Raw genomic sequence first — 24,258 nt, 5'->3', positions numbered from 1 at the left:
CCCCACCACGCCCGTCGCCGGTCTGGTCCTCGAGCCCTCCGGCGCCCTCTGTTTCGTCGGCCTTGTCGGACAGCTCGTCGCTGATGAGAACGGAGCAGCCTCCCGGCCCGAGCGCCCCCGCGGCGAGCGTGACCAGGAGGAGCAGCAGATCGCCAGAACCACGAAGGCAACGGAGCTTCACCCCGGGAGTGCGCATGACCACCTCAGAAGTCGGGCGCCGCCGGCAGCGGCATGGACGTGGAGACAGGCCGCGGACGCGGGGACGCAGCTCGCGGAGCGCGCGGCTCGGCCACCCGAGCGCGCGGCTCGGTCACCTGAGCGCGCGGCTCGGCCACCTGGGCGCGCGGAGCGATCCGCTGGCCAGGCGGCTCGGCCACCTGGGCGTGCGGCTCCACCGGGGCCGGCAACAGCTCGTCCCATGGGTCGCTCGGCCCCTCCCAAGGATCGCTCTGCTCGTCCCGCTCGGGAGGCGCGCTGTCCGTCGGCGCGCCCCTCACGGCCGTCCCGGAAGCAGCCGCGCGCCGCGCGCCGGCATCGGGGGGCGCGACGCCGATGGCGGAGGCAGCCGACGCCGTCCCCCGCACCGCTTCCGACGCGCCCAGGCCGACGGCAGGAGCAGCCGCAACGACCGCCGTTCGAGCGGTGCCCGCGCTCGCCCTTCCACCCCGCGCGTCCAGCCCCAGGACGACGACCAGAGGCGCGGCGAAGGCGAGGACCCCGGCGACGAGGGCCTTCTGGAGCCACGGCGGGGGCGTGAGCCCGAGCGGAGCTCCGCGCCATGCCTTGGGCATCTCGATGGTGCTGCCCCGGCGCGCGATGGGCGTGGCCGCCGGCGTCGGCAGCGCGCCCGGCGCCTCCCGCGCGACGGCCGGGCGCCGCGCCGCCGCCTCCGCCCCGGAGGTCGCGCCCGCAGGCGCGGCGATCGTGGCCGCCGTCTCCGCCGCCAGCGGCGGCTCGGCCCCTCGCGCGAGCCACTGGTGAGCGAGCGACGTGCCCGCCACGTCCGCGGTGACCCCGCGCTCGATCGCCCAGGCGGCCAGGGCGCGGCCGAGCGCGCGCATGCTGGGCCATCGATCGGCCGGCGACTTGGCCAGCCCGCGCCGGAGGATCGCCCACAGCGCCTCGTCGCCGGCGCCGAGCTCCGTCGTCGGCACCGGCTCCTTGCTGAAGATCGACACGATCACGGCGCTGAGCGTCTCCCCGCTGAACGGCCGCCGCCCGGTGATGAGCTCGTACATCACCACGCTGAACGCCCAGACGTCGGTCTGCTCCCCGACGTCCAGCTGACCGTCGGCCTGCTCCGGCGACATGTACTCCGGGCTGCCGACGATCATCCCTCGCTGCGTGATCGCAGGGCTCGCCGCGTTGGCGAGCTTGGCGATGCCGAAGTCGACGACCTTCGGGACGTGGCCGCCCGCGCCGTCGGGCACGATGAGGATGTTGGCAGGCTTGATGTCGCGATGGACGATGCGCTGCGCGTGGGCCGTCGCGAGCGCACACGCGACCGGCAAGAGCATCTGGACTGCCTGCTCCGCCGGCACCCGGCCCCTCGCCTCGATCCAGCTCGAGAGCGGCGTGCCCTCGAGCAGCTCCATCACCAGGAACGGCTCGCCCGCGTCGGTCTCGCCGAAATCGAACACGCGCACGATCGCCGGATGGCCGAGCTTCGCCGTCGCGCGCGCCTCCCGGAGCAACCGCTCGGCGGCGTGGGCGTCGAGCTGCTCCTCGTGGAGCACCTTGATCGCCACGTCGACGTCGAGCCAAAGGCTGCGCGCCCGCCACACCGTGCCCATGCCCCCGGCGCCCAGCCGACCCACGATCTGGTACTTGCCCGCGAGGACCTCGCCCACGGCGCGCTCCCGCTGCGATCCACGGACGCTCGACGAAACGCCGCCCGTGCTCTCATCGCCTCTCCCGGCGAGCGCGAGCCATCCGCTCTGGCCGGGGACATGGTGCTCGTCCATCATGGGTCGCCCTCCAGGAAAGCAAGCGGCGAACCAGGAGCCGTCTCCTCACCTCCGCCGGCGCCTGCGCGGCGAAACACAGAGCCCACGTCCTGTCGCGCGCGCAAACGCCGGCGAGCTCGACGCTCACCCGCGCGCCCTCACGACAAGACCAGCACGGACTCCCCTTTTCGGCGGGGAATCGGCCGCGCGCATCGGTCACGCTGAGGCAATTTGCACCAAGGCATGACGAGGGGGGCGAGGCGCCCGCCATGATCCTTGGCAAAGCCTCGCTCCGGGCTCATCGATTCGATCCGGGGATCGTCGGATCGATCGCAGCGAGCGCGCGCAGCGCCCGGGGCCGCGCAGCTGCGCTCTCACTCGTGCAGGTGCACCGCGGTCTGTCTCGTCAGGACGGCGGCCGAGTGTCCCGCATGCAGCGTGTACGCGCCGGCCTCCACCTGCCATCGGCCCGCCGCCCAGTGCGCGAAGGCCCGCGGCTCGACGGTGACGGCGACGTCGACGGACTGATCGGGCTCGGCCTCGACGGACGCGAAGCCGGCCAGCCAGAGCGCGGGGCGCTCGACCCCGGAGTCCGGCCGCGACAGGTAGAGCTGGACCACGTGGCGCCCGCGGCGCGCCCCGGCGTTGCGCACGCGCACCCGCGCCTCGACCGCCGCGCCGGCGGCGACGCTCGGCGCTTCCACGTCGAGGATCTCCCAGCGCGTGTAGCCCAGGCCGTGCCCGAACGGGTAGGCCGGGGCGACGCCGGCGCGCGCCCAGGCGCGGTACCCGATGTGCAGGCCCTCGGCATAGACCAGCTTGCCGTTCTCGGGCTTCGTCGAGAGCACGGGCACGTCCTCCACGCGCGCGGGCCAGGTCGTGGGCAGGCGACCGCCGGGCTCCACGGCGCCGAGCAGCACGTCGGCGACGGCGGCGCCGAACTCCTGGCCCGGGAACCACGTGAGGAGCACAGCGGCCACCTCGTCGCGCCAGGGCATGGTCACCGGCCCGCCGGAGTTCACCAGCACGATCGTCCGGGGATTCACGGCCGCGACGGCGCTGATCAGCTCGTCCTGGCGGCCGGGGAGCCCGAGCGTGGTCCGGTCGAAGCCCTCGCTCTCGATCGCCTCGGTGGTGCCGACGACCACGATCGCGACGTCGGCGGAGCGCGCGAGTTCCACGGCGCGCGCCAGCTCGTCCTCGTCGGACAGCGCGGGCACCTCGGCGCCCAGGGAGAACGCCACCGCCAGCGTGCCCACGGGGACGGTGTGCGTCAGGGCGAGATCGACCTCCTGGCCGGCGGCCAGGGACAGCTCTGCCGCCCGCTGCGGCGGGGCGAGCAGGGCCGCGGCGATGTCTTCCTTGTCCGGCAAGATGGCCTCGTCGAAGAGGACCTGCCCGCCGGCGGTGAGGCGGTAGACGCCCACGCCGGCCACGCCGATCCGGTGGAGCCCCGCCTCGGCGGCGCGGAACCGCGCCGTCACCTCGATCGTCGCGGCCTCGTTCGCGCGCTGATCCCCGATGAACGTGAGGCGCCCGACGTCGCGGTGCTCCTCGTGCAGGACGGCGCCCTTCGCGTCGAGGAGCCGCACGTGGACGCCGTGCTGGCCGCTCACGGGGTCGACGACCTGGTCTCCGGACACCGGCACGAGCCCTTCGTGGATGCGGGTGCCGACGGCGTGGAGCACGTCGGCGCGCCGGCCGAGCGCGGCGCGCAGCCCGTCGAGCGGCGAGACCGCGTAGTGCGGGTGGACGCTGGCGCTGCCGCCGCCCTGGATCCGCCCGGCCGCGGCGTTGGGGCCGATCACGGCGATGCGCCGCAAGCTGGCCGCGTCGAGGGGGAGCGCGTCGCCCTGGTTGCGCACGAGCACCATGCCGGCCGCGGCGGCCTCGCGAGCGAGCGCCCCGGCCTCGGCGCCCGAGAGCGGGGCCGGGACGGGGGCGGCCGGCGCGACGCCCTCGAGGGCGCCGACCCGGGCGGCGAGGCGCAGCAGGCGGCGGACCTTGTCGTCGATGGCCTTCTCGGGCACCGCGCCGCGGCGGACGGCGGCGACGAGCGCCGCGCCCCACGGCCCTCCCGGGCCCGGCATGGCGAGGTCCAGCGCCGCGCGCGCCGCGGCCTCGGTGGAGCGGGTCGCGGTCCAGTCGGAGACCACGACGCCGTCGAAGCCCCACTCGTCCTCGAGCGGCGACGCGAGCAGCGCGCTCTCGGTCAGGGTCACCCCGTTGACGGCGTTGTACGAGGCCATCACGAGCCACGCGCCCGCGCCGGTGATCATCCGCTCGAAGGGCGCGAGGTAGAGCTCGCGCAGCGTGCGCTCATCGACCCGGACGTCGACCGTGAACCGCTCGGTCTCCGAGTCGTTGGCGACGTAGTGCTTGGGCGTGGCGCCGACGCCGTGGGCCTGCAGCCCTCGGACGTAGGCGGCGCCGAGCCGGCCGGTCAGCAGGGGATCTTCCGAGAAGCACTCGAAGTGCCTGCCGCCGAGCGGGCTGCGGTGCAGGTTGACGGTCGGCCCCAGGACGACGTCGACGCCCTTGCGCCGCGCCTCCGACGCCAGCGCGGCGCCGACGCGCTCCAGCAAGCCCTCGTCCCATGTGGCCGCGAGGGCGGTGGAGGAAGGGAGGCACACCGAGGGATCGCGCTCGTCCCAGCGCTCGCCGCGCACGCCGACCGGGCCATCCGAGACGACCACGCGGCGCAGGCCGATCGCGGGCTCGGGGTGCGTGCTCCAGAAGTCGGCGCCGGTGAGCAGGCGGACCTTCTGCTCCAGCGACAGCGCGGCGAGGGCGTCCGCCACCCGCCGTTCGACGGCCTCGGGCAGGTGATCGGTCTTCTGGGGACGAGCAGCGTGCGAGTCGGCGACGGCCATGGACCCTCCTGGATGCGCGGAGGCGCCGCAGACGGAGGCGGCGCCGAGCACAGTGCTACCACGGTCGAGGAAACACAGGGTCCACAGGAGCGTGACGGCCGCCGGTGAGCTCGCGCTCCGCCGGAGGTGTGGCGACCAACGCCCTTGTGCTGCAAACATGGCTCCTACCCGGGGTTTCCGATGGCGGCCGGCATCGCCGTCGATGCCGGCCGGTCCAGCTGCACCCGAGCCCGGGCTCCCCACCGGGGGCGCTATCCCTTCGCGGGCGCGGGGACCGCCGCCTCGGGCGCCGTCGAGCGCTGGTAGCGGCGGATCGCCGATTCCCCGATCGCCCGGGAGACGGCCGCCGCGGCGAGCGCCCCCGTCGCCACGGCGAAGGCCGGGTTCAAGCTCACCGCGAGGACGGCCACCGGCGCGGCGGCGCTGGCGGCACAAGCCGCCACCACGGCCGCGAGCTCCTTCACGCGCTCGGATTCGTCGATGTCCTTCCCGAAGAGCAGGGCTATCTCGAGGACCAGGTAAAGGTGCATCCTGGTAAGGATGGATGTGCCTGCGACGAACCCCACGCCTTCGTACACGATGCCGAACCCAGGGATGATGGAGGGCACATGGACGACGCCGCCCGCGGCCAAAGAGATCGCCTTGGTCGATGCGATCAGCCGGCGCGCCTGCTGCTCCGGCGACTCGTCTGGATACATGCGCCGCACGCGGGCCACCACGGACTGGATACGGGATTTTCGAAGCCTCAGGATGAAGTAGAAAAAATCATCGGTGAACAGGCTTTGCTGACCCGCTTGTTGCTGCCCGACGGCCATATGTACCCCACTTGCAGGAATGCCTCGCGCGGATTCTGCCCTGATCAAGAGATCATCGGCGAAACCCCATGATTATACACGCTGGCGGCCACGGCTGCCGCGGGAGCGGCCAGGCGCTGGCGAGGCAATGCCACGCAGCCGGCCAGGACGTCGCAGGCCACGGCCCGAGCTCCGTACACGTCGCGCCTGCTGCCGTCCTCGACACGCGTGATGTCAATGAGGTCGAGCTCCGCGAGCCCAGGGTCGCGCATGTCCCGAAGTTCGGGCCCATCCTTGCCTCGTGGCCGGGTTCGTTCCATGGCGTCCCGATGGTTGAGCTCGGCGGGCCTATTCGAGGTCGATACGGGCCGCCGCGCGCGGGAGACACGTGCCAGGATGGATCGCATGGCCGCCAGGGATCGATTCGCAGCCGGTCAGGCCCATGCTCTGCGGCGGGCGCTCGGCGTGCGCGTCATCATCGTCTACAAGCTCGCCAAATCGGTGCTGCAGATCGTGCTGGCGATCGCGATCTTCCTCCTGGCCTCGTCCGGGCTCGCCGCCAGGGCTCACGCGTTCGCGGTCACGCTGGGCAGGGAGAGCGCGAGCGCCTGGAGCGCCGCGCTGATGGACGTGCTCTCGAAGGCGACGACGCCGCACGGCGCCCACGTCGTGAGCGCCGCGCTCGCGGCGGACTCCCTGCTCAGCTTCATCGAGGGTTCGTCGCTCCGCCATGGCTACAGGTGGGCTCCCTGGCTGGTCGTCGGAGCGACAGCCTCGCTCGTCCCCTTCGAGATCATCGACCTCGTCGGCCATGGATGGCGACTGACGCGCATCGTCATCCTGGTGATCAACATCGTCATCGTGGCCTATCTGAGCCGGCGCGCTCGGCGCGAGCACCGGAGCTGCTCGGCAACCACAGGCGACGACACGACGCTCCCCCCTGGTGCCGGCGAGCGGACGACCGAAGGTTGACCATCCCGCCAGCTCCGTCGCGCGCGCGCCGACCGTTGCGCAGGGATGGCAACGGCGCGATGCTCACCGTCCCTCGAGCGAGGCCGCTGCCATGAGCCTCTCCACCGTGCTCCGCGTCCTCGGCCGCAACGACGGCGAGGTTCACAGCGTCTTCCGCGCCGGATCGCGCGTGTACGGCACCGCGTCCGCGACGTCCGACGAGGATTTCGTCGCCGTCCTCGCGCGGCGCGACGCGCGGCAGGACCTCGCCTTTGCGCCGGGCGTCAACGTCGTCGTCCACGGCCTCGACACCTTCCGCGGCGCCATCGCCGAGCACAGCGTCTTCGCGCTCGAGTGCCTGTTCTTGCCGCCCGAGCACCGGCTCAAGGAAGGGAGGCCGCCCTTCCCGTTCAAGCTCGACAGGAAGAAGCTCGCCGCGTCGGCCGCGAGCCGCTCCGCGTCCGACTTCAAGAAGGCCGGCGCCCGCTTCGACGACGAGCCGGAGGCCTCGAAGAAGAAGCTCTTCCACGCCCTCCGGGTGCCGCTCTTCGCCGTGCAGATCGCCGAGACGGGCGTCCTCCACGATTACGGCGCCGCGAACCCGTACTGGCGCGAGATCGTCGCGGACGAGCGCCTCGACTGGGAGGAGTACCGCAAGGCCTACGGCCCGATCCGCGAAGGCCTCTGCGATCGGCTCGCGGCGCTGGCCTCACGGCGGTGACGCGTCTACCGGCGCCGGCGCCGGCCCCGGGGCGAGGCGCTGGGGCCGGATCTCCTGGTGCATCCAGTGCTCGTCCGTCTGCACGTGCCCGCGCCGCACCCACTTGGCGAGCCGCCGCTGGAACGCCGCGTCCGGGAACTCGCCGGCGGCCCGCACCACCACGCCCTCGCGCGGGCCGCCGAACGCGGAGGGCTCGCGCGCGAGCGCGGTCGTCAGCGCCTCGAGCTCGCGCTCGCCCTCGACGATGCCCCGGAACAGGACAGGCACCGTGGGGAGCCCCAGATCGTTCGCCTGGGCCACGACCATGTCCCACTCCCAGAAGAGGCTCCGCACGTCGTCCCGCACGCCGAAGACGAGCGAATACCCCGGGAGCGCCTCGTACTCGATGGAGTGGACCGCATAGCAGTACTCACAGAAGAGCGACATGCCCTCCGAGAGCAGGTGCGCGATGCTCGCGTGCGTGGCCTTCGCGAGGTCGAAGCTCGGGTGGGACGGAGGGCCCGAGTGCGAGCGGGAGAAGACGCTCGCCCGCGTGTACGTGAGGTTGCTCCCGTCGCACTTCTCGGTGATGACGATCTCGACGCCGAGCAGCCCCGACACGTCCGCCATCCTCTTGTCGTCGGACGTTCCGCCCGGGGACCACGGCAGGTGGAACGAGCGAGGGTATTTGGCGGACATGGCGGCGTCAGGGTAGCACCGGCGTCCTTTCGCGGACATGCTACGGCCCTCACGCGCGCTGCGCGGCGCGCGGCGTTGACTGCGGAGCCGACCGCGCGCTCGCCAGGGGTCCTCCGTCATGTCCTCCGCGTCCTCGCTCCTCGACCTGCTCACGCCCGATCCGGGGCGTGTCCCCTGGAATGAGCTCCAGGTCTTCGACTGGGTCCGCGCGCTCGAGGCTTGCCCGCAGGACCCGATCCACCACGCCGAGGGCAACGTCTGGATCCACACCCGCATGGTGCTGGAGACGCTCCTCGGGCTGCCCGAATGGCAGGCGCTGCCGGCCGAGGAGCAGCGCGTCGTGTACCTCGCGTGCCTCCTCCACGACGTGGCGAAGCCGGCGACCACCCGCGAGGAGGACGGGCGGATCACGGCCAAGGGCCACTCTCGCGCGGGGGAGCTCCTCGCGCGCCGCCTGCTCTGGGAGCTCGGCGCGCCGTTCGCGCTGCGCGAGCAGGTGTGCGCGCTCGTGCGCTATCACCAGATCCCGTTCTATCTCATCGAGCGCGACGACGCGCGGCGCGTCGCCGCCGAGATCAGCCTCCAGGCGCGCTGCGACCTGCTCGCGCTCGTGGCCGAGGCCGACATCCGGGGGCGCGTCTGCGCGGACATGGGGCGCGTCGTCGACAACATCGAGCTCTTCCGCGAGTTCTGCCGCGAGGAGGGGTGTTACACCGCGCCGCGGTCCTTCGCCTCGGATCACACGCGCTTCGTGTACTTCCGCTCCGATCCCGCTGGCGGCCGCCACCCGGACGTCGAGATCTACGACGACACGCGCTCCGAGGTCGTGGTGATGAGCGGACTCCCGGGCGCCGGGAAGGATACCTATGTTCGACACCACCTCGCCGACTGGCCGGTCGTCTCCCTGGACGCGCTGCGGAGCGAGCTGGAGATCGATCCGGCGGACACGCAGGGACAGGTGGTCCAGGCCGCGCGCGAGCGGGCGAAGGAATACCTGCGGCGCGGCGAGCGGTTCGTGTGGAACGCGACGAACCTCTCGCGACAGCGGCGCGGCCCGCTGCTGCAAATGGCGGCCGACTACGGGGCGAGGATCCGCGTCGTCTACGTGGAGGTGCCAGCGTCCACGCTGTTCGCGCAGAACCGGGCGCGGGAGGCGGCGGTGCCGGAGGCGGTCATCCGCCGGATGATCGAGCGCTGGGAGATCCCGGCGAGGACCGAGGCCCACGAGGTGGTGCTGGCGGTGCGCTGACGCGCAGCCCCGGTCGGCCGGCTGCGCCAGCGCGCGGCATGGGGTACGCTGCGCCTGGAGCGACGTATGCCCTTCCAGAGCGAGAATTCTTTCATCCCGATTCCCCCGCCCGGCGAGGACGAGCTCCCGTACGACGATGGAGAGCCGATGGAATCCGAGCGCCACCTCGCGCAGATGGGCCTGCTCATCGAGGCACTGCAGCTGTTCTGGCGCGACCGGGACGACGTGTACGTCGCCGGCAACATGGCCATCTATTTCAGCGAGCTGCAGGCGAAGAAGAACGACTTCCGAGGCCCCGACGTGTTCGTGGTGCTCGACACCAACAGGCGCGAGCGCAAGTCCTGGGTCGTCTGGCAGGAGGACGGGAGGACGCCCGACGTGGTGATCGAGCTGCTCTCCGAGAGCACCCAGGCCGTCGATCGCGGCGACAAGATGCGGATCTACGCGAAGCTCCTGCACGTGCCGGAGTATTACCTGTTCGATCCGTTCTCGGGCGAGCTCGAGGCCTATGCGCTCGATCGAGCCACGCGGTCCTACCTACCGATGCCGCCCGAGGCGAACGGCGAGGTCGTGAGCGCGTGCCTCGGCCTGCGCCTCGGGGTGCGCCACGGCACGTACCGCGGCCTCGCGGTCGACTGGCTGCGCTGGATCGATACCCATGGGCGCGTGCTGCCGACCGGCGAGGAGCAGGCCCGCGCCGCCGAGGAGCAGGCCCGCGCCGCCGAAGAGCAGGCCCGCGCCGCCGGCGATGAGACGAAGCGGCTCGCCGCCCGGCTCGCGGCCTACGAGAAGCAGTTCGGCCCGCTGCCCGGCGGCGGCTCGGGCTAGCGGCTCCCCGACCGCCGAACGCCATGGGTCAGCCCCAGCCGACCCGCTCGCCCCGCCCGAACCCCGGCGCCAGCATCGCCGCCCACCGCGCCGGGCTCTTGATCCGCTCCCGCGCCATCACCGCGTCCGCCACGAGGAGCCGCTGGAGCCCCTTCTCCCCTCCGAGCAGCTCGCCCGCCTGGCGCCGCGCCGCCGCCGCATAGAGCGGCATGTCCGCCGCGTCGAACCCGGCCGCCGCCGCCTCCAGCTGCGTGATCGCCGCCTCCCTGTCGCCCCGTAGCTCGGCCGCGCCCGCGCGGATCAGCGGCACGAACGGGTCCGACCACGCCGTCTTCTCCCGGGCGAGCGCCGCGGCGTCCCGGAGCGCCACCTGGATCAGCGGCTCCGGATCGGGCGCCGCCTCGGCCACGGCGAGCGCCGTGCACGCGCGCTCGGCGTGGGCCATCACCCGGCTGTTCTGCATCATCAGCAGCATCGAGCCCTCGATCCTCGGCCAGGCGTCCGTGAGGCGCTTCATCGCGGCGCCGGCGCGGCCAGCGTACCGGTCGACGTAGGTCTCGCCGAGCAGCCCGACGAAATGCTCGAGGTGGAACCCCGACGTCGTCCACCTCGACAGCGCCCCCGCGATCGCGCCGCGCGCGCCCGCCACGTCGTCCGACGCGAGCGCCACCCACGTCGCCTGCGCGCTGAAGATCGCCACCGCGTAGAGATCCCCCCGCTGCTCGGCGGCGCGGAGCACCGCCGGCGTCGTCCGCGCGAGCGCGTCGATCTGCCCGCGGTAGTACCGCGCCCACGACGCCATCAGCTGCGTCGTCGCGAGCTCCCAGGACACGCCGGCGCAGCGGTCGCGCAGGAGCTCGTCGGCGACCTCGTACCACGCGGACGCGGCCTTCCAGCGCCCGGCCGTGAACGCCTCGAGCATGCCCGACACCATCATCGACAGGCCGAGGAGGTGCGGGCTGTCGAGCCGCTCCGAGAGCGCCCGCACCGCGGTGACGAGCTCCTCCGCGCGCGCCCGGCCCGGCGCCCCCATCATGCACGCGGACGAGGCCTCGAACGCGAGCGCGCGGCCGATGCGGTACGGCTCGCCGGCCCGCAGCGCGAGCAGCAGGGCGCGCGCCGAGAACTCGGCGGAGCGGACCATGTCGACCCCGGACAGCCCCACCGTCACCGTCCAGCAGGCGTCGATGCGCGCAAGCTCCTCCGGTCGCACCTCCGCCTCGGACCGCTCGCGGAACCGGAGGCCCCGCAAGCGCAGCTCCGCCCGGTGCAGGAGCAGCGCCACCAGCGCGCGCCGCGGCGTCTCCGGGAACGACAGGCCGACCGCCCGGAGGACGGCGCGGACGAGCTCGATCCCCTCGTCGATGTGCCCGCTCCGCAGGTACTGCTCGGCGGCCCGCCGGCGGAGCTCCAGCGAGAGCGCGCCGTCCGCCCCTTCGGCCGCCGCCGCGTAGATCCTCGCCGCCTCGGCGCTCTTGCCCGCGTTGACCATGGCGTCGGCGCACCGCACGCCGAGCGCGCGCCGCTCCGCCTCGGGGACGTCCGCCTCGCGCGAGCGCAGGCGGAGCGCGAGCTCGTAGAGCCGCGCCGCGCGCTCGAACGCGAGCGCCTCCGCCGCCTCCTCGGCCGCGCGCTCGGCGAGCCGCCCCGCCCGCGCCGCGTCCCCCGCGCCGAGCCAGTGCCGCGAGAGCGCCTCCGCGTCCGCCGTCCCCAGCGCCTCGAGCGCCCGTCCTAGCCTCCGGTGCCGCGCCGCGAGCTGCTCCGGGCCGAGCCGGCCGACCACGGCCGCGCGCACCCTGTCGTGCGACGCCTCGACGAGCTCGCCCTCGCCGGCGCGCCGCGCGGAGATCAGGTCCTCCATGAGCAGCAGCGTCATCGCCGGGGCGAGCTCGTCGTCGCGGAGCTTCGCCGCGCGCGCCACGACCGCCGCGTCGATCGACTCCCCGGCGACCGCGATCACCTCCAGCAGCCGGAGCGCCTGCCCCGGCAGGCGGCGGAGCCGCGCGTCGAGCGCCCTGCTCCACGCGGCGTCGCCCCGGGCGGCGTCCTCGCCCGAGAGCTCCTGCGCGTCGCGGGCGAGCTCGCCGAGCAGCCGCGGGTTGCCCCGCGAGGCGCGGGCGATGGCGTCCGCCCGCGCGCGGGTGACATCGTCGCGCGCGAAGAGGAGCGCGAGCGAGAGCTCCTCGGCCTCGAGCGGCGAGAGCGGGCCGACCGCGATCTCGCGCAGCTCGCCGTCCCGGCGCGCCGACTCCATCCGCCCGCGCGCGCCGGCGGTCTCGGCCTCGGCGGCGGCCGGGTGCTCGAGCCCCATCCCGTCGAGCAGCGCGCGGAGCGGCGCGCTCGTGGCGACGTCCTCGTCCCGGAAGCTGCCGAGGAACATCATCGCGGGCGCGTCGGGGGGCCGCGTGAGCTCGAGCAGGAGCGCCACGCTGTCGATGTCGCTCCACTGCAGGTCCTCGATCGCCACGACGAGCGGGCTGCGCTCGGCGATCCGCCAGAGCAGCTGGCGGAGCGCGGCGAAGCTGCGCTGCCGCAGCTCCTGCGCGTCGGGCGACTCGCTCGCGCGCGGCGCCGACGCGACGGCCGGCACGCCCGAGAGCACCGGGAACACCCGGGCGAGCGCGTGGACGTCGCGCGGCAGGAGGCGCTCCACCTCGTCGCCCGAGACCCGCCGGAGGAAGCGGCTCAGCGCCTCCATCACGCCCCCGAACGCCTTGTAGGACTCGCCCGCCGCGAGGGCGCAGCGCCCCCGCAGGACGACCGGCCCCCTGTCGCGGCGGAGCCCCATCAAGAAGTGGTGGATGAGCGCGCTCTTGCCCATGCCCGCGGCGCCGTGGACGAACACGGCGACGGGCCGCTCCAGCACGAGGGCCTCGGCGGCGCGCTGGAGCGCGCGCAGGTGCGGGCGGCGGCCGATGAAGTGCTCTATCGCCGGCGGCACGGGCGGGAGCAGCGCGCTCGCCGGCGCGGCCTCGGCGCTCGCCGGCGCGGCCTCCGCGCTCGCCGGCGCGGCCTCCGCGCTCGCCGGCGCGGCCTCCGCGCTCGCCGGCGCGGCCCCGACGCTCGCCGAGGCAACCCCGGCGCTCGCCGGCGCGGGCTCCGCGCCCTCCAGCGGGGGCTCGGCGCCCTCAGGGTCCTGCCGCTCCGCGCCCTCCACGCCGCGCCACCGTCACTTCTTGCTCAGGAACGTATCCATCGCACGCCGGTGCTCCGGGCCGTTCCACTGCTCGGCGAACGCCCGTCGCTCGACCTCGGCGGCGGAGGCGCGCAGCGCCTCGCGCACCTCGCGCAGGGACCGCTTCATGGCCGCGACCGACGCGCGCGGGCCCTCGGCGATGCGGCCGACCTGCGCGATCGCCCGGCTCCGCGCCGCGCCCGTGGGGACGACCTCGCTCACGAGGCCGATGCGGAGCGCCTCTGCGGCGTCGATCCTCTCCGCCGTCAGGAGCAGCCGCGCCGCCGCGAGCGGCCCCACCCGCTCGCAGAGCCGCGTCAGCCCGCCCCAGGCCGGGGACAGGCCCATCTTGACGTGCCGGAACGAGAGCGCGGCGTGCACCTCGACGATGACGAAATCGCAGAGCAGCAAGAGCTCGCAGCCGCCTCCCAGCGCGTCGCCCTGCACCGCGGCGACGATCGGCACCTCGCTCTCCTCGAAGGCAGAGAGGCCCTCGAACAGCCGGAGGACCTCGCCCCCCTCCGCGCCGCCGGCGGCGAGCGCGTGGAGCTCGCGGATGTCGCCGCCCGCCACGAAGACGTCGCTGCTCGTCGCGGTGAGCACGACGCCGCGCACGCGCGGGTCGGCGCTGGCGCGGCGGATCGCCTCGCCGAGGCGGCTCGCGAGGTCGCTGTCGATGGCGTTCCTGCGCTCGAGACGATCGATGGTCAGGACGACCGCATCGCCGGCCGCCTCGACCCGCAGGGTCACGAGAGGGCCCTCCGCGCGCCCCTCCCGCCGGTGAGCGCCGTGGCCTTCCGGCGGCTCGCGCCCGCCCCGTTCTCCGCCGCCGCGCGGCTGAGCCGCCGCGGCGCCGGCATGCGCTCGTCGTGGATCACCTCGGCGATCCTCGCCTCGAGCGTGCGGCGGCTGAGGCCGCGCTGCTCCGCCGCGTACCGCTCGGCGTAGGTGATGATCGCGCCCGCGACGTCGACGCCGCTCGCGCGCTCGATCCCCTCCAGGCCGGGCGAGCTGTTGATCTCGAGGATCTTCGGCCCGGAGCGCGCCTCGAGCATGTCGACGCCGGCGACCTCGAGGCCCATCGCCTTCGCGGCGCGGATCGCGACGCTCCGGTAGGCGCGCGGCAGCTTCACCCGATCGCCCTTGCCGCCGCGGTGGAGGTTCGAGCGGAACTCGCCCGGCTTGGCGACGCGGCGCATCGAGGCGACCACGCGGCCGCCGACGACGATGACCCGGATGTCGCGCCCCTTCGACTCGCGCACGTACTCCTGGAGCACGATGTCCTGGCCCATGGCCCAGAACGTCTCGAGCAGCGCGTGCACGGCGTGGGGCGTCTCGGCGAGCATGGTGCCGATGCCCTGGGTCCCCTGCTGGAGCTTCACGATCGCGGGGCAGCCGCCGACGAGCGAGAGCGCCGCCTCGACGCCGGCCGGGCTCCGGGCGCACACGGTGATCGGCACGTTGAGCTTGCGGCGCGTGAGCAGCTGGAGCGCGCGCAGCTTGTCGCGGCTCCTCGCGATCGAGACGGCGCCGTTCAGGACGGGAACGCCCATGAGATCGAACTGGCGGACGACGGCGAGGCCGTAGTTCGTGATGCTGGCGCCGATGCGCGGGATCACGATGTCGAAGCGGGGCACCGCCGAACCACCGACGAGCAACGACGGGCGACCGCGCGACACGACGATCTGGAAATCGAGCGGATCGATGACGCTGACGTCGTGACCACGCGCGCGCCCCGCGAGCACGATCCGGCTCGTCGAATAGAGGGACGCGTTGCGGGACAGGACGAGGAGTCGCATGTGGCCCGGAGGCTAGCAGAGCCGGCAGACTGCGTGGATGGATGCGCGTGCCGATTCATTTTTCGCTCTTCGGCGGTTCTTCTGCCGCTCGCGCCGCTCGCGCCGCGCCACCGCTCGCGCCGCGGCCCGCACGGTCGCGCGCCGCGCCATCGGCCCTCGTTTTCCATGGGGCTCCACGCGGCCCGCTCGGCGCCGCGTGGAGCCCGCGTGGCGCCGCGCGGCCCCGTGAGGTTCCCCGCGCGGTCCGCGCGGCGGCCCAGGCGCGGCAGAAGCGCGGAGATGCGGCGCTTGCGCTGGAAAATGTTTCGTGTACGAATCATCTCGGTCGTGCCGGCGAGGAGGGGTTCGCTATGTGGCAGCCGTTCACGGAAGAACATCAGCAGTTCAGGAAGACGGTGCGGGCCTTCGCAGAGAAGGAGCTCGCTCCTCATGTGGAGGAGTGGGAGGCGTCGGAGTGCTTTCCCAACTGGGTGTTCAAGCGCGCCGGCGAGCTCGGGATCCTGGGCGCGCACTTCCCGGAGGAGCACGGCGGCGCCGGGCTCGACTACTGGTTCTCGGCGGCCAAGGCCGAGGAGCTCGTGCGCTGCACGATGGCGGGCGTCTCGATGGGGCTGCTCGTGCAGAGCGACATGGCGACCCCGGTGATCAGCGACATCGGCACGAAGGAGCAGATCGAGGAGTTCCTCAAGCCGGCGCTCGCGGGCGACAAGATCGCCGCGCTCGGCGTCTCCGAGCCGGCGGCCGGCAGCGACGTGGCCGGGATCCGGACGATCGCGCGCAAGGAGGGCGATGATTACGTGCTGAACGGGCAGAAGACCTTCATCACGAACGGGACGCGCGCCGATTTCGTGACGTTGCTCGCCAAGACGTCGCCGGACAGGGGCGCCCACGGCTGCTCGTTCTTCCTCGTGCCGACGGCGCTCCGCGGCTTCAGCGTCGCGAAGAAGCTGAAGAAGATCGGCAACAAGTCCTCGGACACCGCGGAGCTCTTCCTGGAGGACGTGCGGGTGCCGGGGCGCTACCTGCTCGGCGAGCCCGATCAGGGCTTCGCGTACCTGATGCAGAACTTCCAGACCGAGCGGCTGGTCGCTGCGGTGAGCGCGATCGCGAGCTCGTTCATGACGCTCGACGGCACGGTCGAGTACGGGCGCGAGCGGGTGGCGTTTGGCAAGCCGATCATCAAGCGCGAGTCGTGGCAGCACAAGCTCGTGGACCTGTACACGCGCTGCGAGGCGGCGCGCGCGTTCGCGTACAAGTGCGTCGACCACTACAACGACGAGCGGTACGTGCGGAAGGTGCCGATCAGCTTCGACACGGTGAAGCTCATCTCGATGGCGAAGATCCTGGCCGGCGACGTGGCGAACGACGTCGTGGACACCTGCCTGCAGTTCCACGGCGGCTGGGGCTACATCGAGGACTTCCCGATCGCGCGCGCCTGGCGCGATCAGCGGCTCCTCCGCATCGGCGGCGGGACGACCGAGACGATGAAGTACTACCTGGCAAAGCTGATGAACTTCTGAGCGCCCCCGCGGCCCGGCGGCCGCATCGCCGCCAGGCCGCGCGCACCCCTCCGCTGGGCACACCCACCTGGCGACGAGCGCAAACGGAAGCGAACGCGCGCAAACGGAAGCAAACGCGCGCAAACGGAAGCAAACACACGCGAGCAGCCGCGAACCGACGCCCTCGGAACAAAAACGCGCCGGTCGAAAAAAAGTAGAGACAAGCGGCGCGAGAGGCTGTAGATATGCCGCTCCCAACGACCGGGGCTGTAGCTCAGCTGGGAGAGCGCATGACTGGCAGTCATGAGGTCAGGGGTTCGATCCCCCTCAGCTCCACCGATAGGACCGAAGGACTCCTGTTTCCGTAAGGAGTCCGCAGCGCCGTGCCCGCTTGCCGGCGTGTCGGAGTAGAGAACCCGGACATGGCTCTCTCGCCTCACTGGGTCTTTCCGGAGCTCGACGCGAGCGCGGTGGGCGCGGCGCGCGCGCGGCAGGACACGCTGACCAAGCCGCGCGGCAGCCTCGGCGTGCTCGAGGATCTCGCCGTGGCGCTCGCCGGCATCCAGGGCGGGCCGCCCGCGAGCCGGCCTGCGGCGGCGGTGCTCTTCGCCGCCGATCACCCTGTCGTCCGGCACGGCGTGTCGGCGTACCCGCCGGAGGTCACGGCGGCGATGGTGGCGAACTTCGTGCGCGGCGGCGCCGCCGCCAGCGTCCTCTGCCGGAACCTCGGCGTCGAGCTGCGGGTCGTGGACGTCGGCGTCGCCCACCCGTACGAGCGCGTCGACGGCGGCGATGGAGCGCGGCTGCGGCGCGATCCGGTCGCCGACGATCCCATGGGCGACCTGCGGATCGAGGACGCGCTCTCGGAGGCCGTCTACGAGCGCGCGCTCCGCGCGGGCGCCGCGGAGATCGACGCGCTCGGGGGCGACACGCGCGTCGTCCTGCTCGGCGACATGGGCATCGGCAACACGACGGCGGCGGCGGCCATGACGGCGCTGCTCCTCGGGCTCGCGCCGGAGGACGTCGTCGGCGCGGGGACCGGCGTCTCCGGCGACGCGCTGTCGCGCAAGGTCGAGGTCGTGCGCGACGCGACGCGGCGCGCGCAGGGCGCCTCGGGCGTCCAGCGCACCGATCCGCACCGCGTCGTGCAGGCGGTCGGCGGCAAGGAGATCGCCGCGCTGGTGGGCGCCATGGCGCGGGCGATCGAGCGGCGGATCGCGGTGCTCGTCGACGGCTTCATCGTCTCGGCGGCAGCGCTCGCGCTCGTCCGGATGTGCGCCGGGGCGCGATCGGGCATGCTCTTCGCCCACCGCTCGGCCGAGCGCGGCCACGCCCACGTCCTCGCGGCGCTCGACGCGCGCCCCTTGCTGGACCTCGGGATGCGGCTCGGCGAGGCGAGCGCGGCGCTGGCCGCGCTGCCCCTCCTCGACGCGGCCTGCGCCCTCCACGCCGGCATGGCGACGTTCGCGAGCGCGAGCGTGCCCGATCGCGCGCGGCCCGGGACTCCATGACAATGCCGCCGGTGCTGCGCGGCGCCCGCGCAGCGGCGACCTTCCTCACGCGCGTCCCGGTCGGCGGCTTCCCCTACGCCGAGGCGGACTGGCGCTGGGCCTCGGCCTGGTTCCCGTTCGTGGGCGCCGCGCTCGGCGCCGCCCAGGCCGCGGTGTGGCTGCTCGTCGACCGGGGCGGCGCCCTCGTCGCGGCGAGCGTCACCGTGGCCCTCGGGCTGCTGCTGACCGGGGCATTCCACGAGGACGGCCTCGCGGACACGGCCGACGCGCTCGGCGGCGCGCTCGATCGCGCGCGGATCTTCGAGATCCTCAAGGACAGCCGCATCGGCGCGTTCGGCGCGGCGGCGCTGATCGTGGTCCTCGTGCTGCGCGTCGCCCTGCTCGCGCGGCTCGACGCAGCGGCGCCCGTCGCCCTCGTGCTGACGCAGTGCCTCTCGCGCACCCCGCCGATCTGGCTGATGGTCGCGCTGCCTTATGTCACCCAGAGCGGCTCGCGCAGCCGCCCGGTGGCGCAGGCGGCGCTCCCGCAGGCGCTGCTCGGCTCGCTCTGGCCGGCGCTCGCGCTCGCCGCGGCGCACGCCGCAGGGGCCCTCACGGCGGCCGAGGCGGCGGGCATGCTCGTCGCGGCCGCCGCCGCCGCGACGATCTGCGGCCTCCGCTTCCGCGCCCGCGCCGGCGGGCTCACGGGCGACTTCCTGGGCGCGACGCAGCAGATCGCCGAGTGCGCCGCGCTGCTCGCCCTCGCGCTCGTGCGGGGCGGCTGAGCCGCGGGCGCGCGCGTGGATCCCCTCGCCCACGGCCTCATCGCCTTCCGCCACGCCCCTGTCGCGCTCTCCGGCGTCTGCTACGGCCGCCTCGACGTCGCCGCGGAGCTCCCCCCGGAGGCTGCCGCGGCCGCGATCGAGCGCGCGCTCCACGAGCTCTGCGTCCGCCCCGGCGTGGTCTGGTCGTCGCGGCTCTCCCGCTGCGCGCTCCCGGCCGCCGAGCTCGCGGCGCGCCTCGGGGTGCCGCGCGCCCTCGACGATCGCCTCGTCGAGATCTCCTATGGCGCCTGGGAGGGGCGCGCCTTCTCGGACATCGAGCGCGACGACCCGGCCGCATACGCCGCGTGGCTCGACGGCTGGGAGCGCGTCGGGCCGCCCGGGGGCGAGTCGGCGCTCGAGGTCGAGTCCAGGGTGCGGTCGTTTTGGCGCGAGCTCAGCGCCCCGCGCGCGCCGCGCGGCGTGGACGGCGTGGACGTCGCGTCCGACGCGGACGTCGCGTCCCGCGCGCGCCCGCACCTCCTCGTCGCGCACGCGGGCGTGCTGCGCGCGCTCCGGGTCGTCGCGCGCGGCGCCAGCTGGCCCGCGGCGATGAGCGCGCCGGTCCCTCACCTCACGGCCGAGCGCTTCCCTCTGCCCGCGTCCGCCCTTTCGCTGGCGGCCCCCTGAGGGGCGCGTACCCTCGTCGGGCATGACCCCGCAAGAAGAGCTCGCGCTCCTGCTGCGTCCGGCGGCCGGAGGCCTCTACCTCGTCTCGACCGGCCGCGCGCAGCAGCTCGAGGTCCAGCGGAGGCTCTACGGTGCCGCGACCGAGGAGGAGGTCCTCGCGCGGTTCCGCGCGTCGCTCGACCGCATCGCCGGCGCGCGCGCCGTCTTGCTCGGCGTGCCCTCCGACGTCGGCGCGGGGTTCCTCCGCGGCTCCAACATGGGCCCGCAGGCCATCCGGACCGCGCTCCTCGACGCCTTCCCGGGCTTCCCCGAGCGGGCGCGCGAGGTCGGGCTCGTCGACATCGGCGACGTGTTCGTCGTTCCCCAGCTCCTGCACGACGACATGCTCTCGGAGGCGCAGAAGGCCGCGTCGCGCCGCGCGCTCTACCCTGGCGTGCCCGAGCCCGCGGCGTCGCGGCTGCCGGTCTCGCCGCTCTCCATCGCGGAGCGCGCGCTCGATCTCGTCTTCTCGATCAACCCGGGCGTCGCCCCCATCGTGCTCGGCGGCGATCACTCCACGGCCTTGCCGGTCGCGCGCGCGCTCGCCCGCGCGCGGAAGCGGCCGTGGGGCATCGTCCAGCCGGACGCGCACACCGATCTCCTCGAGGAGCGGCTCGGCATCGCGTACTGCTTCGCCACGTGGTCGTACCACGCGAACGAGCTTGTCGGGCGGGGCGGCCGGCTGACGCAGGTGGGGGTCCGCGCGTCGCAGAAGCCGCGCGAGCACTGGGAGAGCCGCTACGGCGTGCGCCAGTTCTGGGCGGCCGAGTGCCGCGCCGATCCGGCGGCGGCGCTCGACGCCATCGTGGCCCACGTGAAGAGCACCGGCGTCGAGGGCGTGTATTTCTCGAACGACATCGACGGCACGGACGCCGCGTACGCCGACGCCACGGGGACGCCGGAGCCGGACGGCCTGTCGCCCGAGTTCGTCGTGGCGCTCATCCGCCGGCTCGGGCGCGAGGTCGGCCTGATCGGCGGCGACGTCATGGAGGTCGCGCCCGCGCTCCAGCCGACGCCGGAGAGCGCGGCGCGCACGGTCGCGCTGGCGGTGCGCTACCTGCGCGAGACGATCGAGGCCACGGTCGGCCGCGCGCTCGCCTGACGCCGCTCAGGGCTCGGGGCCTCTGGCTGCGGGCAGGGCGGCGTCGCGGGCCCAATCGCTCCAGGACCCCTCGTAGAGGATCGCGTCCTCGCGGCCGAGCGTCGCCAGGGCGAGGAGGTCGTGGCAGGCGGTGACGCCGGAGCCGCAGTAGCAGACCACGGTGGCTGCATCGAGCGCCCCGAGGTCGCGATAGCGCCGCTCGAGCTCGGCGCGCTCGCGGAAGGCGCCCCCGGGGGCGATGAGGTTCTCGACGAACGGGGCGGAGCGGGCGCCGGGGATGTGGCCCGGGCGGGCATCGACGGGCTCGGTCTGCCCCTCGTAGCGCTCGCGGGCGCGCGCATCGAGGATCACCGCCGCGGAGTCGCGGCGCAGCCTGTCGACAGCGGCCTTGTCCGCGACCGGGGCGCCGCCGGCGGCGAGATCCATGGTGGGCGCTGACGCGAACGAGGGTGCCTCGGTCGAGAGGGGGTGTCCCGCGGAGGTCCACGCCTGGAGCCCGCCGTCGAGCACGCGCCCGCCGGGATGACCGAAGTAGCGCAGCAGCCACCAGAGACGGGCGGCGATGGCCCCACCGGCGTCGTCGTAGCCGACGACCACCGAGCCTGGGGCCACCCCGATCCGGCCGAGCACGCGCGCGAACGCCGCCGCGTCGGGGAGCGGGTGGCGGCCTGGTCCTCCGTGCGCCGGGCTGGAGAGATCGGCATCGACGTCGAGGTGGACGGCGCCAGGGATGTGGCCGCGGGCGTACTCGTCGACGCCGCGGCGACCGCCGAGGTACCAGCGGCAGTCGACGACGCGGACGCGGGGATCGCCCGCGTGCGCTGCGAGCCAGGCGGCATCGACGAGCGGACCGGGGGGCACGAGGAAGGGATCGCTCATGGGCGAAGGGTACCCACCCTGCTCGCGCCAGGCCACATCGCGTCCTCGCCACGCTCGACGTGCTCGGCTGCGCCCGACGGCGCCGAGCAGCCGCCCGCGACTCCAGCGCTCGACGACGCACCCCGAAGCGACGGCATTTGCAAGCACTTTTGACAGTCGAGACCGGCTTGATGGATCAAGCATGTACGTCAATCGGCACGTACAGCATCGCTGGATGCGAGGAGTGCCATGACAAACCGCTTGATTCTCAAACGCTCTTGCTCGTCCTACCCACCCCGGACGGCACCTCTGGCCTCGCTCAGCGCCCCACCGAGCGAGCCGCCGGGGACACGGGCGACGTGCTCACAAAAGTTTGGCTTCATCAGATCCATTCATCGATCGTGCTTCGCCTTGAAGGTCCGACGGTTCGAAGCCTCTCCTTTGGTCCCAACAAGTGAGAGAGAGAGAGCTATACTTTTCTCTCCAACCACTTTAATCACGATCCATGAAACTTCGATTCTCAAATTACGCCGCCGCAGCGATCGTCACCCTCCTGTCCCCTCTTTCAGGCTGCTCCGACGATGGAAGCGCCGGCACCTCGGAAGCCGGCACGACCGGTGGAGGGTCTAGCTCGAGTGCATCCACGTCCGGCGGGGAGGGCTCGGGCGGGGATGGCGCCGGAGGGGCCACGGCCTCCAGCTCGAGCTCCGCTGGCACCGGTGGTGGCGGCCCGGCGGTCGACCCGACCTTTGAGACGGTCCGGGCGGTCGTCGCGCAAGCTGGCTGCTCCACTGCGAGCTGCCACAACGGCGAGGCGAAACCGACGCTCGTGGACGACAACACCCTTTACACGACCCTGACGACGCACATCTCCGAGGCTTGCGGAGACATTCCGCTCGTCACCCCCGGCGAGCCGGAACAGAGCGCCCTCGTCAAGATCCTGAAAGGCCCCTGCGGGAACATCGCCCGCATGCCCAACGGATGCGTCGGCGTGCCCGGCCCGGAATACACTTGCTTGCTCCAGGAATACATCGATGCGATCGAGCAGTGGGTCGCGGACGGCGCGCCGCAGTGAGCGGCCGATGACGACGACGCGGGCTCCGCCCTGGAGCTCCGCGACGTCGTGCTGATGAAAGGAGGCCCCTCCCTTCACGAGGAGCCTTCTTGCATTCCGCTCAAGCGGGTCGACCCGGCCCGAGCGACGATCAGCCGTTCGCGCGGAGCATCTTGAACTCACCAGGATCCTTGATGGACACTGGGTTGTTCTCGCTGACGAAGAGCTTTGTGTCGTCGTGCTTGCCGAAGCAGGTCACCTCTGCCGAGCCGCCGATCGCCGGGAAGCCGTCCGCGCCAGCCTTCACCCCGATGGCGTTCAGCAGGTTGCAGAAGTATTTGTTGATCGGCTGCGTGGCGACATCCGGCGGAGTCCCTGTGCCATCGATCGCGGCGAAGTCGAGCTTCGTCTGGCCCGGTCCGCAGGCAGCCTCGCTGCTGCCGACGGCCAGGTCAGCCTTGCCACCTTCGACGTTCACGGCCTGGCCCACCTTGAAGTAGCCGCCGCAGTCCCCCGCCTGGAGGATCGGGAGGTTGTTGAGGTTGTGGCTGTTGCCGTCGGAGTCTTCCTGGAACCAGACGGTCGCGGTGTTGTCGAGGAGCTTCCGGTCGCCCTCGTCGATGCTGTCGAGCCGACCGACGAGGTAGGCGAACTTCTTCGCGTACCAGTCGTCGATCTCGTGAATCATCTCGATGACACCAGGAACGCAGTCCCCGCCCATGTTGGCGTCGCCGACGCGGTGGGAAATGCCATGGGAGTCCTTCGAGTGGTTGATGCCACCCCACTTGAACGTGACGCCCCCGGGGAACTTCATGAAGATGACGCGGTTCTGGTCGCAGATGGCCGAGAGCACCGCGAGGTCCATCATGACGTTCGTCGACTTCGACAGGTCGACGCCGAGGCCACCCCCCTGCGAGGCCGCCTGCACGGACTGGGCCGTCAAACCGAGCGCCTCTGCCTGGGCGGCGCTGCACTGGGCCCTGACCGTGTTCGTCGTCTGGTGGAGGAGGTCCTTCCAGTCGGAGAGCCGCTGCTTGTCCGCCTTGCTCATCCTGACCCTCTCGAAGGACTCCAGATCCTCCCGCACGACGTCGATCACGCTCTTGCCGCGGGCCACCTTGTACGTATCCTGCGACACGGGGCCTTGACCGAAGAGGCCCGTGAGGTTGTTGTAGATCGTCGTCGGAGACCCGATGCCAGGGAAGATCTGCTTGGGCTGGTCGTACGAGAAATTGGAGAAAGAATCCTGCCGCACCCCGCCGATCTGCATCACGAGGGGAGCCGCGCCGTTGGGGTTGACCTGCTCCGCGGCGATGTGATCGAGCGACCGCCCGGTCGACTTCGCGTTGAACTTGTCGCTCTCGGGCGTCACCGGGTAGCAGGTGAAATACGACCCCATGACCTGACCGTGCGGGTCATTGTTCTGGCCGTGGGTCCGCCCGAAGCTCCACTCGTTCATCGCCCGGATGCCACGGGGCATCAGGAGCTTCTTTGCAAAGGGAGCGAGGTGCTTGAGCGTCGTCGCCTCGTAATCGGCGGCGGTCAATTCGCCGTGGGACTTCTTCGGGAACCAACGGTTCGTCAGGCAGCCATAGTGCGTGAAGAGCACGATCAGCCGCTTCGGGGCGCCGCCGCCGGCCGACTGCGCCTCCGCGTCACGCTCGGCGACAGAGCCCAGGAAAGGTGCAGCGACGACAGCTCCACCCAGGCCTCGGAGGAATACTCTTCGGTTGAGGTTCTTCATCATGGTC

General features: G+C 72.9%; 19 protein-coding genes and 1 tRNA gene. 11 read left to right on the top strand and 9 right to left on the bottom strand.

What is annotated here, in order from left to right:
* Positions 1 to 203 precede the first annotated feature (203 nt).
* The 3 genes from POL72_RS49775 to POL72_RS49765 all read right to left on the bottom strand — a co-directional run bounded on the left by POL72_RS49775 (position 204) and on the right by POL72_RS49765 (position 5,634).
* Complete coding sequence (locus POL72_RS49775) at positions 204 to 1,967, bottom strand: serine/threonine-protein kinase (protein ID WP_272104444.1); 1,764 nt, start codon at positions 1,965 to 1,967, stop codon at positions 204 to 206.
* A gap of 353 nt (positions 1,968 to 2,320) precedes the next feature.
* Positions 2,321 to 4,819, bottom strand: a complete 2,499-nt coding sequence (locus POL72_RS49770) for a beta-glucosidase family protein (protein ID WP_272104442.1) — start codon at positions 4,817 to 4,819, stop codon at positions 2,321 to 2,323.
* A gap of 251 nt (positions 4,820 to 5,070) precedes the next feature.
* A complete protein-coding gene (locus POL72_RS49765) occupies positions 5,071 to 5,634 on the bottom strand; it encodes a hypothetical protein (protein WP_272104440.1) in 564 nt (187 codons plus the stop codon).
* A gap of 384 nt (positions 5,635 to 6,018) precedes the next feature.
* Between POL72_RS49765 and POL72_RS49760 the strand changes: the two genes are divergently transcribed.
* Positions 6,019 to 6,585: a DUF2127 domain-containing protein gene (locus tag POL72_RS49760; RefSeq protein ID WP_272104439.1), complete on the top strand. Its 567-nt coding sequence runs from the start codon at positions 6,019 to 6,021 to the stop codon at positions 6,583 to 6,585.
* Between the two features lie 91 nt (positions 6,586 to 6,676).
* Entirely contained in the window at positions 6,677 to 7,285 is a 609-nt protein-coding gene (locus tag POL72_RS49755) for a hypothetical protein (protein WP_272104437.1), read from the top strand.
* On the opposite strand, the gene POL72_RS49750 is transcribed toward POL72_RS49755, so the two are convergent.
* Entirely contained in the window at positions 7,274 to 7,894 is a 621-nt protein-coding gene (locus POL72_RS49750) for an RNA ligase family protein (protein ID WP_272104435.1), read from the bottom strand. The two genes, POL72_RS49755 and POL72_RS49750, sit on opposite strands and share 12 nt — an antisense overlap.
* Positions 7,895 to 8,081: 187 nt before the next feature.
* On the opposite strand from POL72_RS49750, the gene POL72_RS49745 reads away from it, so the two are divergent.
* Together POL72_RS49745 and POL72_RS49740 are read left to right on the top strand one after the other, a co-directional pair.
* The gene (locus POL72_RS49745; RefSeq protein WP_272104434.1) at positions 8,082 to 9,212 is read left to right on the top strand and encodes an AAA family ATPase; all 1,131 of its coding nucleotides are present in this window, start codon (positions 8,082 to 8,084) and stop codon (positions 9,210 to 9,212) included.
* A gap of 66 nt (positions 9,213 to 9,278) precedes the next feature.
* Positions 9,279 to 10,040 (top strand): Uma2 family endonuclease, encoded by a 762-nt coding sequence (locus tag POL72_RS49740; RefSeq protein ID WP_272104432.1) that lies wholly within the window; start codon positions 9,279 to 9,281, stop codon positions 10,038 to 10,040.
* 28 nt (positions 10,041 to 10,068) lie between these two features.
* On the opposite strand, the gene POL72_RS49735 is transcribed toward POL72_RS49740, so the two are convergent.
* From POL72_RS49735 to POL72_RS49725, 3 genes are read right to left on the bottom strand one after another with little or no spacing between them, the layout of a single operon-like run.
* Positions 10,069 to 13,197 carry an ATP-binding protein gene (locus POL72_RS49735; protein WP_272104431.1) on the bottom strand — a complete coding sequence of 1,043 codons (3,129 nt, stop codon included), beginning with the start codon at positions 13,195 to 13,197 and terminating at the stop codon, positions 10,069 to 10,071.
* A gap of 12 nt (positions 13,198 to 13,209) precedes the next feature.
* Positions 13,210 to 13,965, bottom strand: a complete 756-nt coding sequence (locus POL72_RS49730; protein ID WP_272104429.1) for an enoyl-CoA hydratase/isomerase family protein — start codon at positions 13,963 to 13,965, stop codon at positions 13,210 to 13,212.
* Entirely contained in the window at positions 13,962 to 15,014 is a 1,053-nt protein-coding gene (locus POL72_RS49725) for a RimK family alpha-L-glutamate ligase (RefSeq protein ID WP_272104427.1), read from the bottom strand. Before POL72_RS49725 ends, POL72_RS49730 begins: the two co-directional genes overlap by 4 nt.
* A gap of 350 nt (positions 15,015 to 15,364) precedes the next feature.
* Between POL72_RS49725 and POL72_RS49720 the strand changes: the two genes are divergently transcribed.
* The 6 genes from POL72_RS49720 (at position 15,365) to POL72_RS49695 (ending at position 20,595) form a co-directional block, all read left to right on the top strand.
* Complete coding sequence (locus tag POL72_RS49720; RefSeq protein ID WP_272104425.1) at positions 15,365 to 16,534, top strand: acyl-CoA dehydrogenase family protein; 1,170 nt, start codon at positions 15,365 to 15,367, stop codon at positions 16,532 to 16,534.
* Positions 16,535 to 16,776: 242 nt separating this feature from the next.
* A tRNA-Ala gene (locus POL72_RS49715) sits at positions 16,777 to 16,849 on the top strand.
* Positions 16,850 to 16,935: 86 nt separating this feature from the next.
* Positions 16,936 to 18,024: a nicotinate-nucleotide--dimethylbenzimidazole phosphoribosyltransferase gene (cobT, locus tag POL72_RS49710; RefSeq protein ID WP_272104424.1), complete on the top strand. Its 1,089-nt coding sequence runs from the start codon at positions 16,936 to 16,938 to the stop codon at positions 18,022 to 18,024.
* The gene (locus POL72_RS49705; RefSeq protein WP_272104422.1) at positions 18,021 to 18,788 is read left to right on the top strand and encodes an adenosylcobinamide-GDP ribazoletransferase; all 768 of its coding nucleotides are present in this window, start codon (positions 18,021 to 18,023) and stop codon (positions 18,786 to 18,788) included. The genes cobT and POL72_RS49705 overlap by 4 nt, the downstream gene beginning before the upstream one ends.
* Before the next feature lie 15 nt (positions 18,789 to 18,803).
* Positions 18,804 to 19,454 carry a histidine phosphatase family protein gene (locus tag POL72_RS49700; RefSeq protein ID WP_272104420.1) on the top strand — a complete coding sequence of 217 codons (651 nt, stop codon included), beginning with the start codon at positions 18,804 to 18,806 and terminating at the stop codon, positions 19,452 to 19,454.
* Positions 19,455 to 19,476: 22 nt separating this feature from the next.
* Complete coding sequence (locus POL72_RS49695) at positions 19,477 to 20,595, top strand: arginase family protein (protein ID WP_272104418.1); 1,119 nt, start codon at positions 19,477 to 19,479, stop codon at positions 20,593 to 20,595.
* 6 nt (positions 20,596 to 20,601) lie between these two features.
* Here POL72_RS49695 and POL72_RS49690 read toward each other — a convergent pair whose 3' ends face one another.
* Positions 20,602 to 21,474 carry a sulfurtransferase gene (locus tag POL72_RS49690; RefSeq protein ID WP_272104416.1) on the bottom strand — a complete coding sequence of 291 codons (873 nt, stop codon included), beginning with the start codon at positions 21,472 to 21,474 and terminating at the stop codon, positions 20,602 to 20,604.
* 808 nt (positions 21,475 to 22,282) lie between these two features.
* On the opposite strand from POL72_RS49690, the gene POL72_RS49685 reads away from it, so the two are divergent.
* Positions 22,283 to 22,528, top strand: coding sequence for a hypothetical protein (locus POL72_RS49685; RefSeq protein ID WP_272104414.1), 246 nt, complete (start codon positions 22,283 to 22,285; stop codon positions 22,526 to 22,528).
* Between the two features lie 130 nt (positions 22,529 to 22,658).
* Here POL72_RS49685 and POL72_RS49680 read toward each other — a convergent pair whose 3' ends face one another.
* Positions 22,659 to 24,254 carry a DUF1552 domain-containing protein gene (locus POL72_RS49680; protein WP_272104412.1) on the bottom strand — a complete coding sequence of 532 codons (1,596 nt, stop codon included), beginning with the start codon at positions 24,252 to 24,254 and terminating at the stop codon, positions 22,659 to 22,661.
* Positions 24,255 to 24,258 lie beyond the last annotated feature (4 nt).

It is taken from the genome of Sorangium aterium (genome assembly GCF_028368935.1).
Taxonomy (GTDB): domain Bacteria; phylum Myxococcota_A; class Polyangia; order Polyangiales; family Polyangiaceae; genus Sorangium; species Sorangium atrum.
The sequence above is the reverse complement of the archived record's forward strand: the minus strand, read 5'-3'. Positions and strand labels throughout refer to the sequence as shown.

Excerpts from the sequence above, each read along its gene's own strand:
- POL72_RS49775 (WP_272104444.1), bottom strand. The coding sequence starts at position 1,967 with ATGATGGACGAGCACCATGTCCCCGGCCAGAGCGGATGGCTCGCGCTC.
- POL72_RS49770 (WP_272104442.1), bottom strand. The coding sequence starts at position 4,819 with ATGGCCGTCGCCGACTCGCACGCTGCTCGTCCCCAGAAGACCGATCAC.
- POL72_RS49765 (WP_272104440.1), bottom strand. The coding sequence starts at position 5,634 with ATGGCCGTCGGGCAGCAACAAGCGGGTCAGCAAAGCCTGTTCACCGAT.
- POL72_RS49760 (WP_272104439.1), top strand. The coding sequence starts at position 6,019 with ATGGCCGCCAGGGATCGATTCGCAGCCGGTCAGGCCCATGCTCTGCGG.
- POL72_RS49755 (WP_272104437.1), top strand. The coding sequence starts at position 6,677 with ATGAGCCTCTCCACCGTGCTCCGCGTCCTCGGCCGCAACGACGGCGAG.
- POL72_RS49750 (WP_272104435.1), bottom strand. The coding sequence starts at position 7,894 with ATGGCGGACGTGTCGGGGCTGCTCGGCGTCGAGATCGTCATCACCGAG.
- POL72_RS49745 (WP_272104434.1), top strand. The coding sequence starts at position 8,082 with ATGTCCTCCGCGTCCTCGCTCCTCGACCTGCTCACGCCCGATCCGGGG.
- POL72_RS49740 (WP_272104432.1), top strand. The coding sequence starts at position 9,279 with ATGCCCTTCCAGAGCGAGAATTCTTTCATCCCGATTCCCCCGCCCGGC.
- POL72_RS49725 (WP_272104427.1), bottom strand. The coding sequence starts at position 15,014 with ATGCGACTCCTCGTCCTGTCCCGCAACGCGTCCCTCTATTCGACGAGC.
- POL72_RS49720 (WP_272104425.1), top strand. The coding sequence starts at position 15,365 with ATGTGGCAGCCGTTCACGGAAGAACATCAGCAGTTCAGGAAGACGGTG.
- cobT (WP_272104424.1), top strand. The coding sequence starts at position 16,936 with ATGGCTCTCTCGCCTCACTGGGTCTTTCCGGAGCTCGACGCGAGCGCG.
- POL72_RS49705 (WP_272104422.1), top strand. The coding sequence starts at position 18,021 with ATGACAATGCCGCCGGTGCTGCGCGGCGCCCGCGCAGCGGCGACCTTC.
- POL72_RS49695 (WP_272104418.1), top strand. The coding sequence starts at position 19,477 with ATGACCCCGCAAGAAGAGCTCGCGCTCCTGCTGCGTCCGGCGGCCGGA.
- POL72_RS49690 (WP_272104416.1), bottom strand. The coding sequence starts at position 21,474 with ATGAGCGATCCCTTCCTCGTGCCCCCCGGTCCGCTCGTCGATGCCGCC.
- POL72_RS49680 (WP_272104412.1), bottom strand. The coding sequence starts at position 24,254 with ATGATGAAGAACCTCAACCGAAGAGTATTCCTCCGAGGCCTGGGTGGA.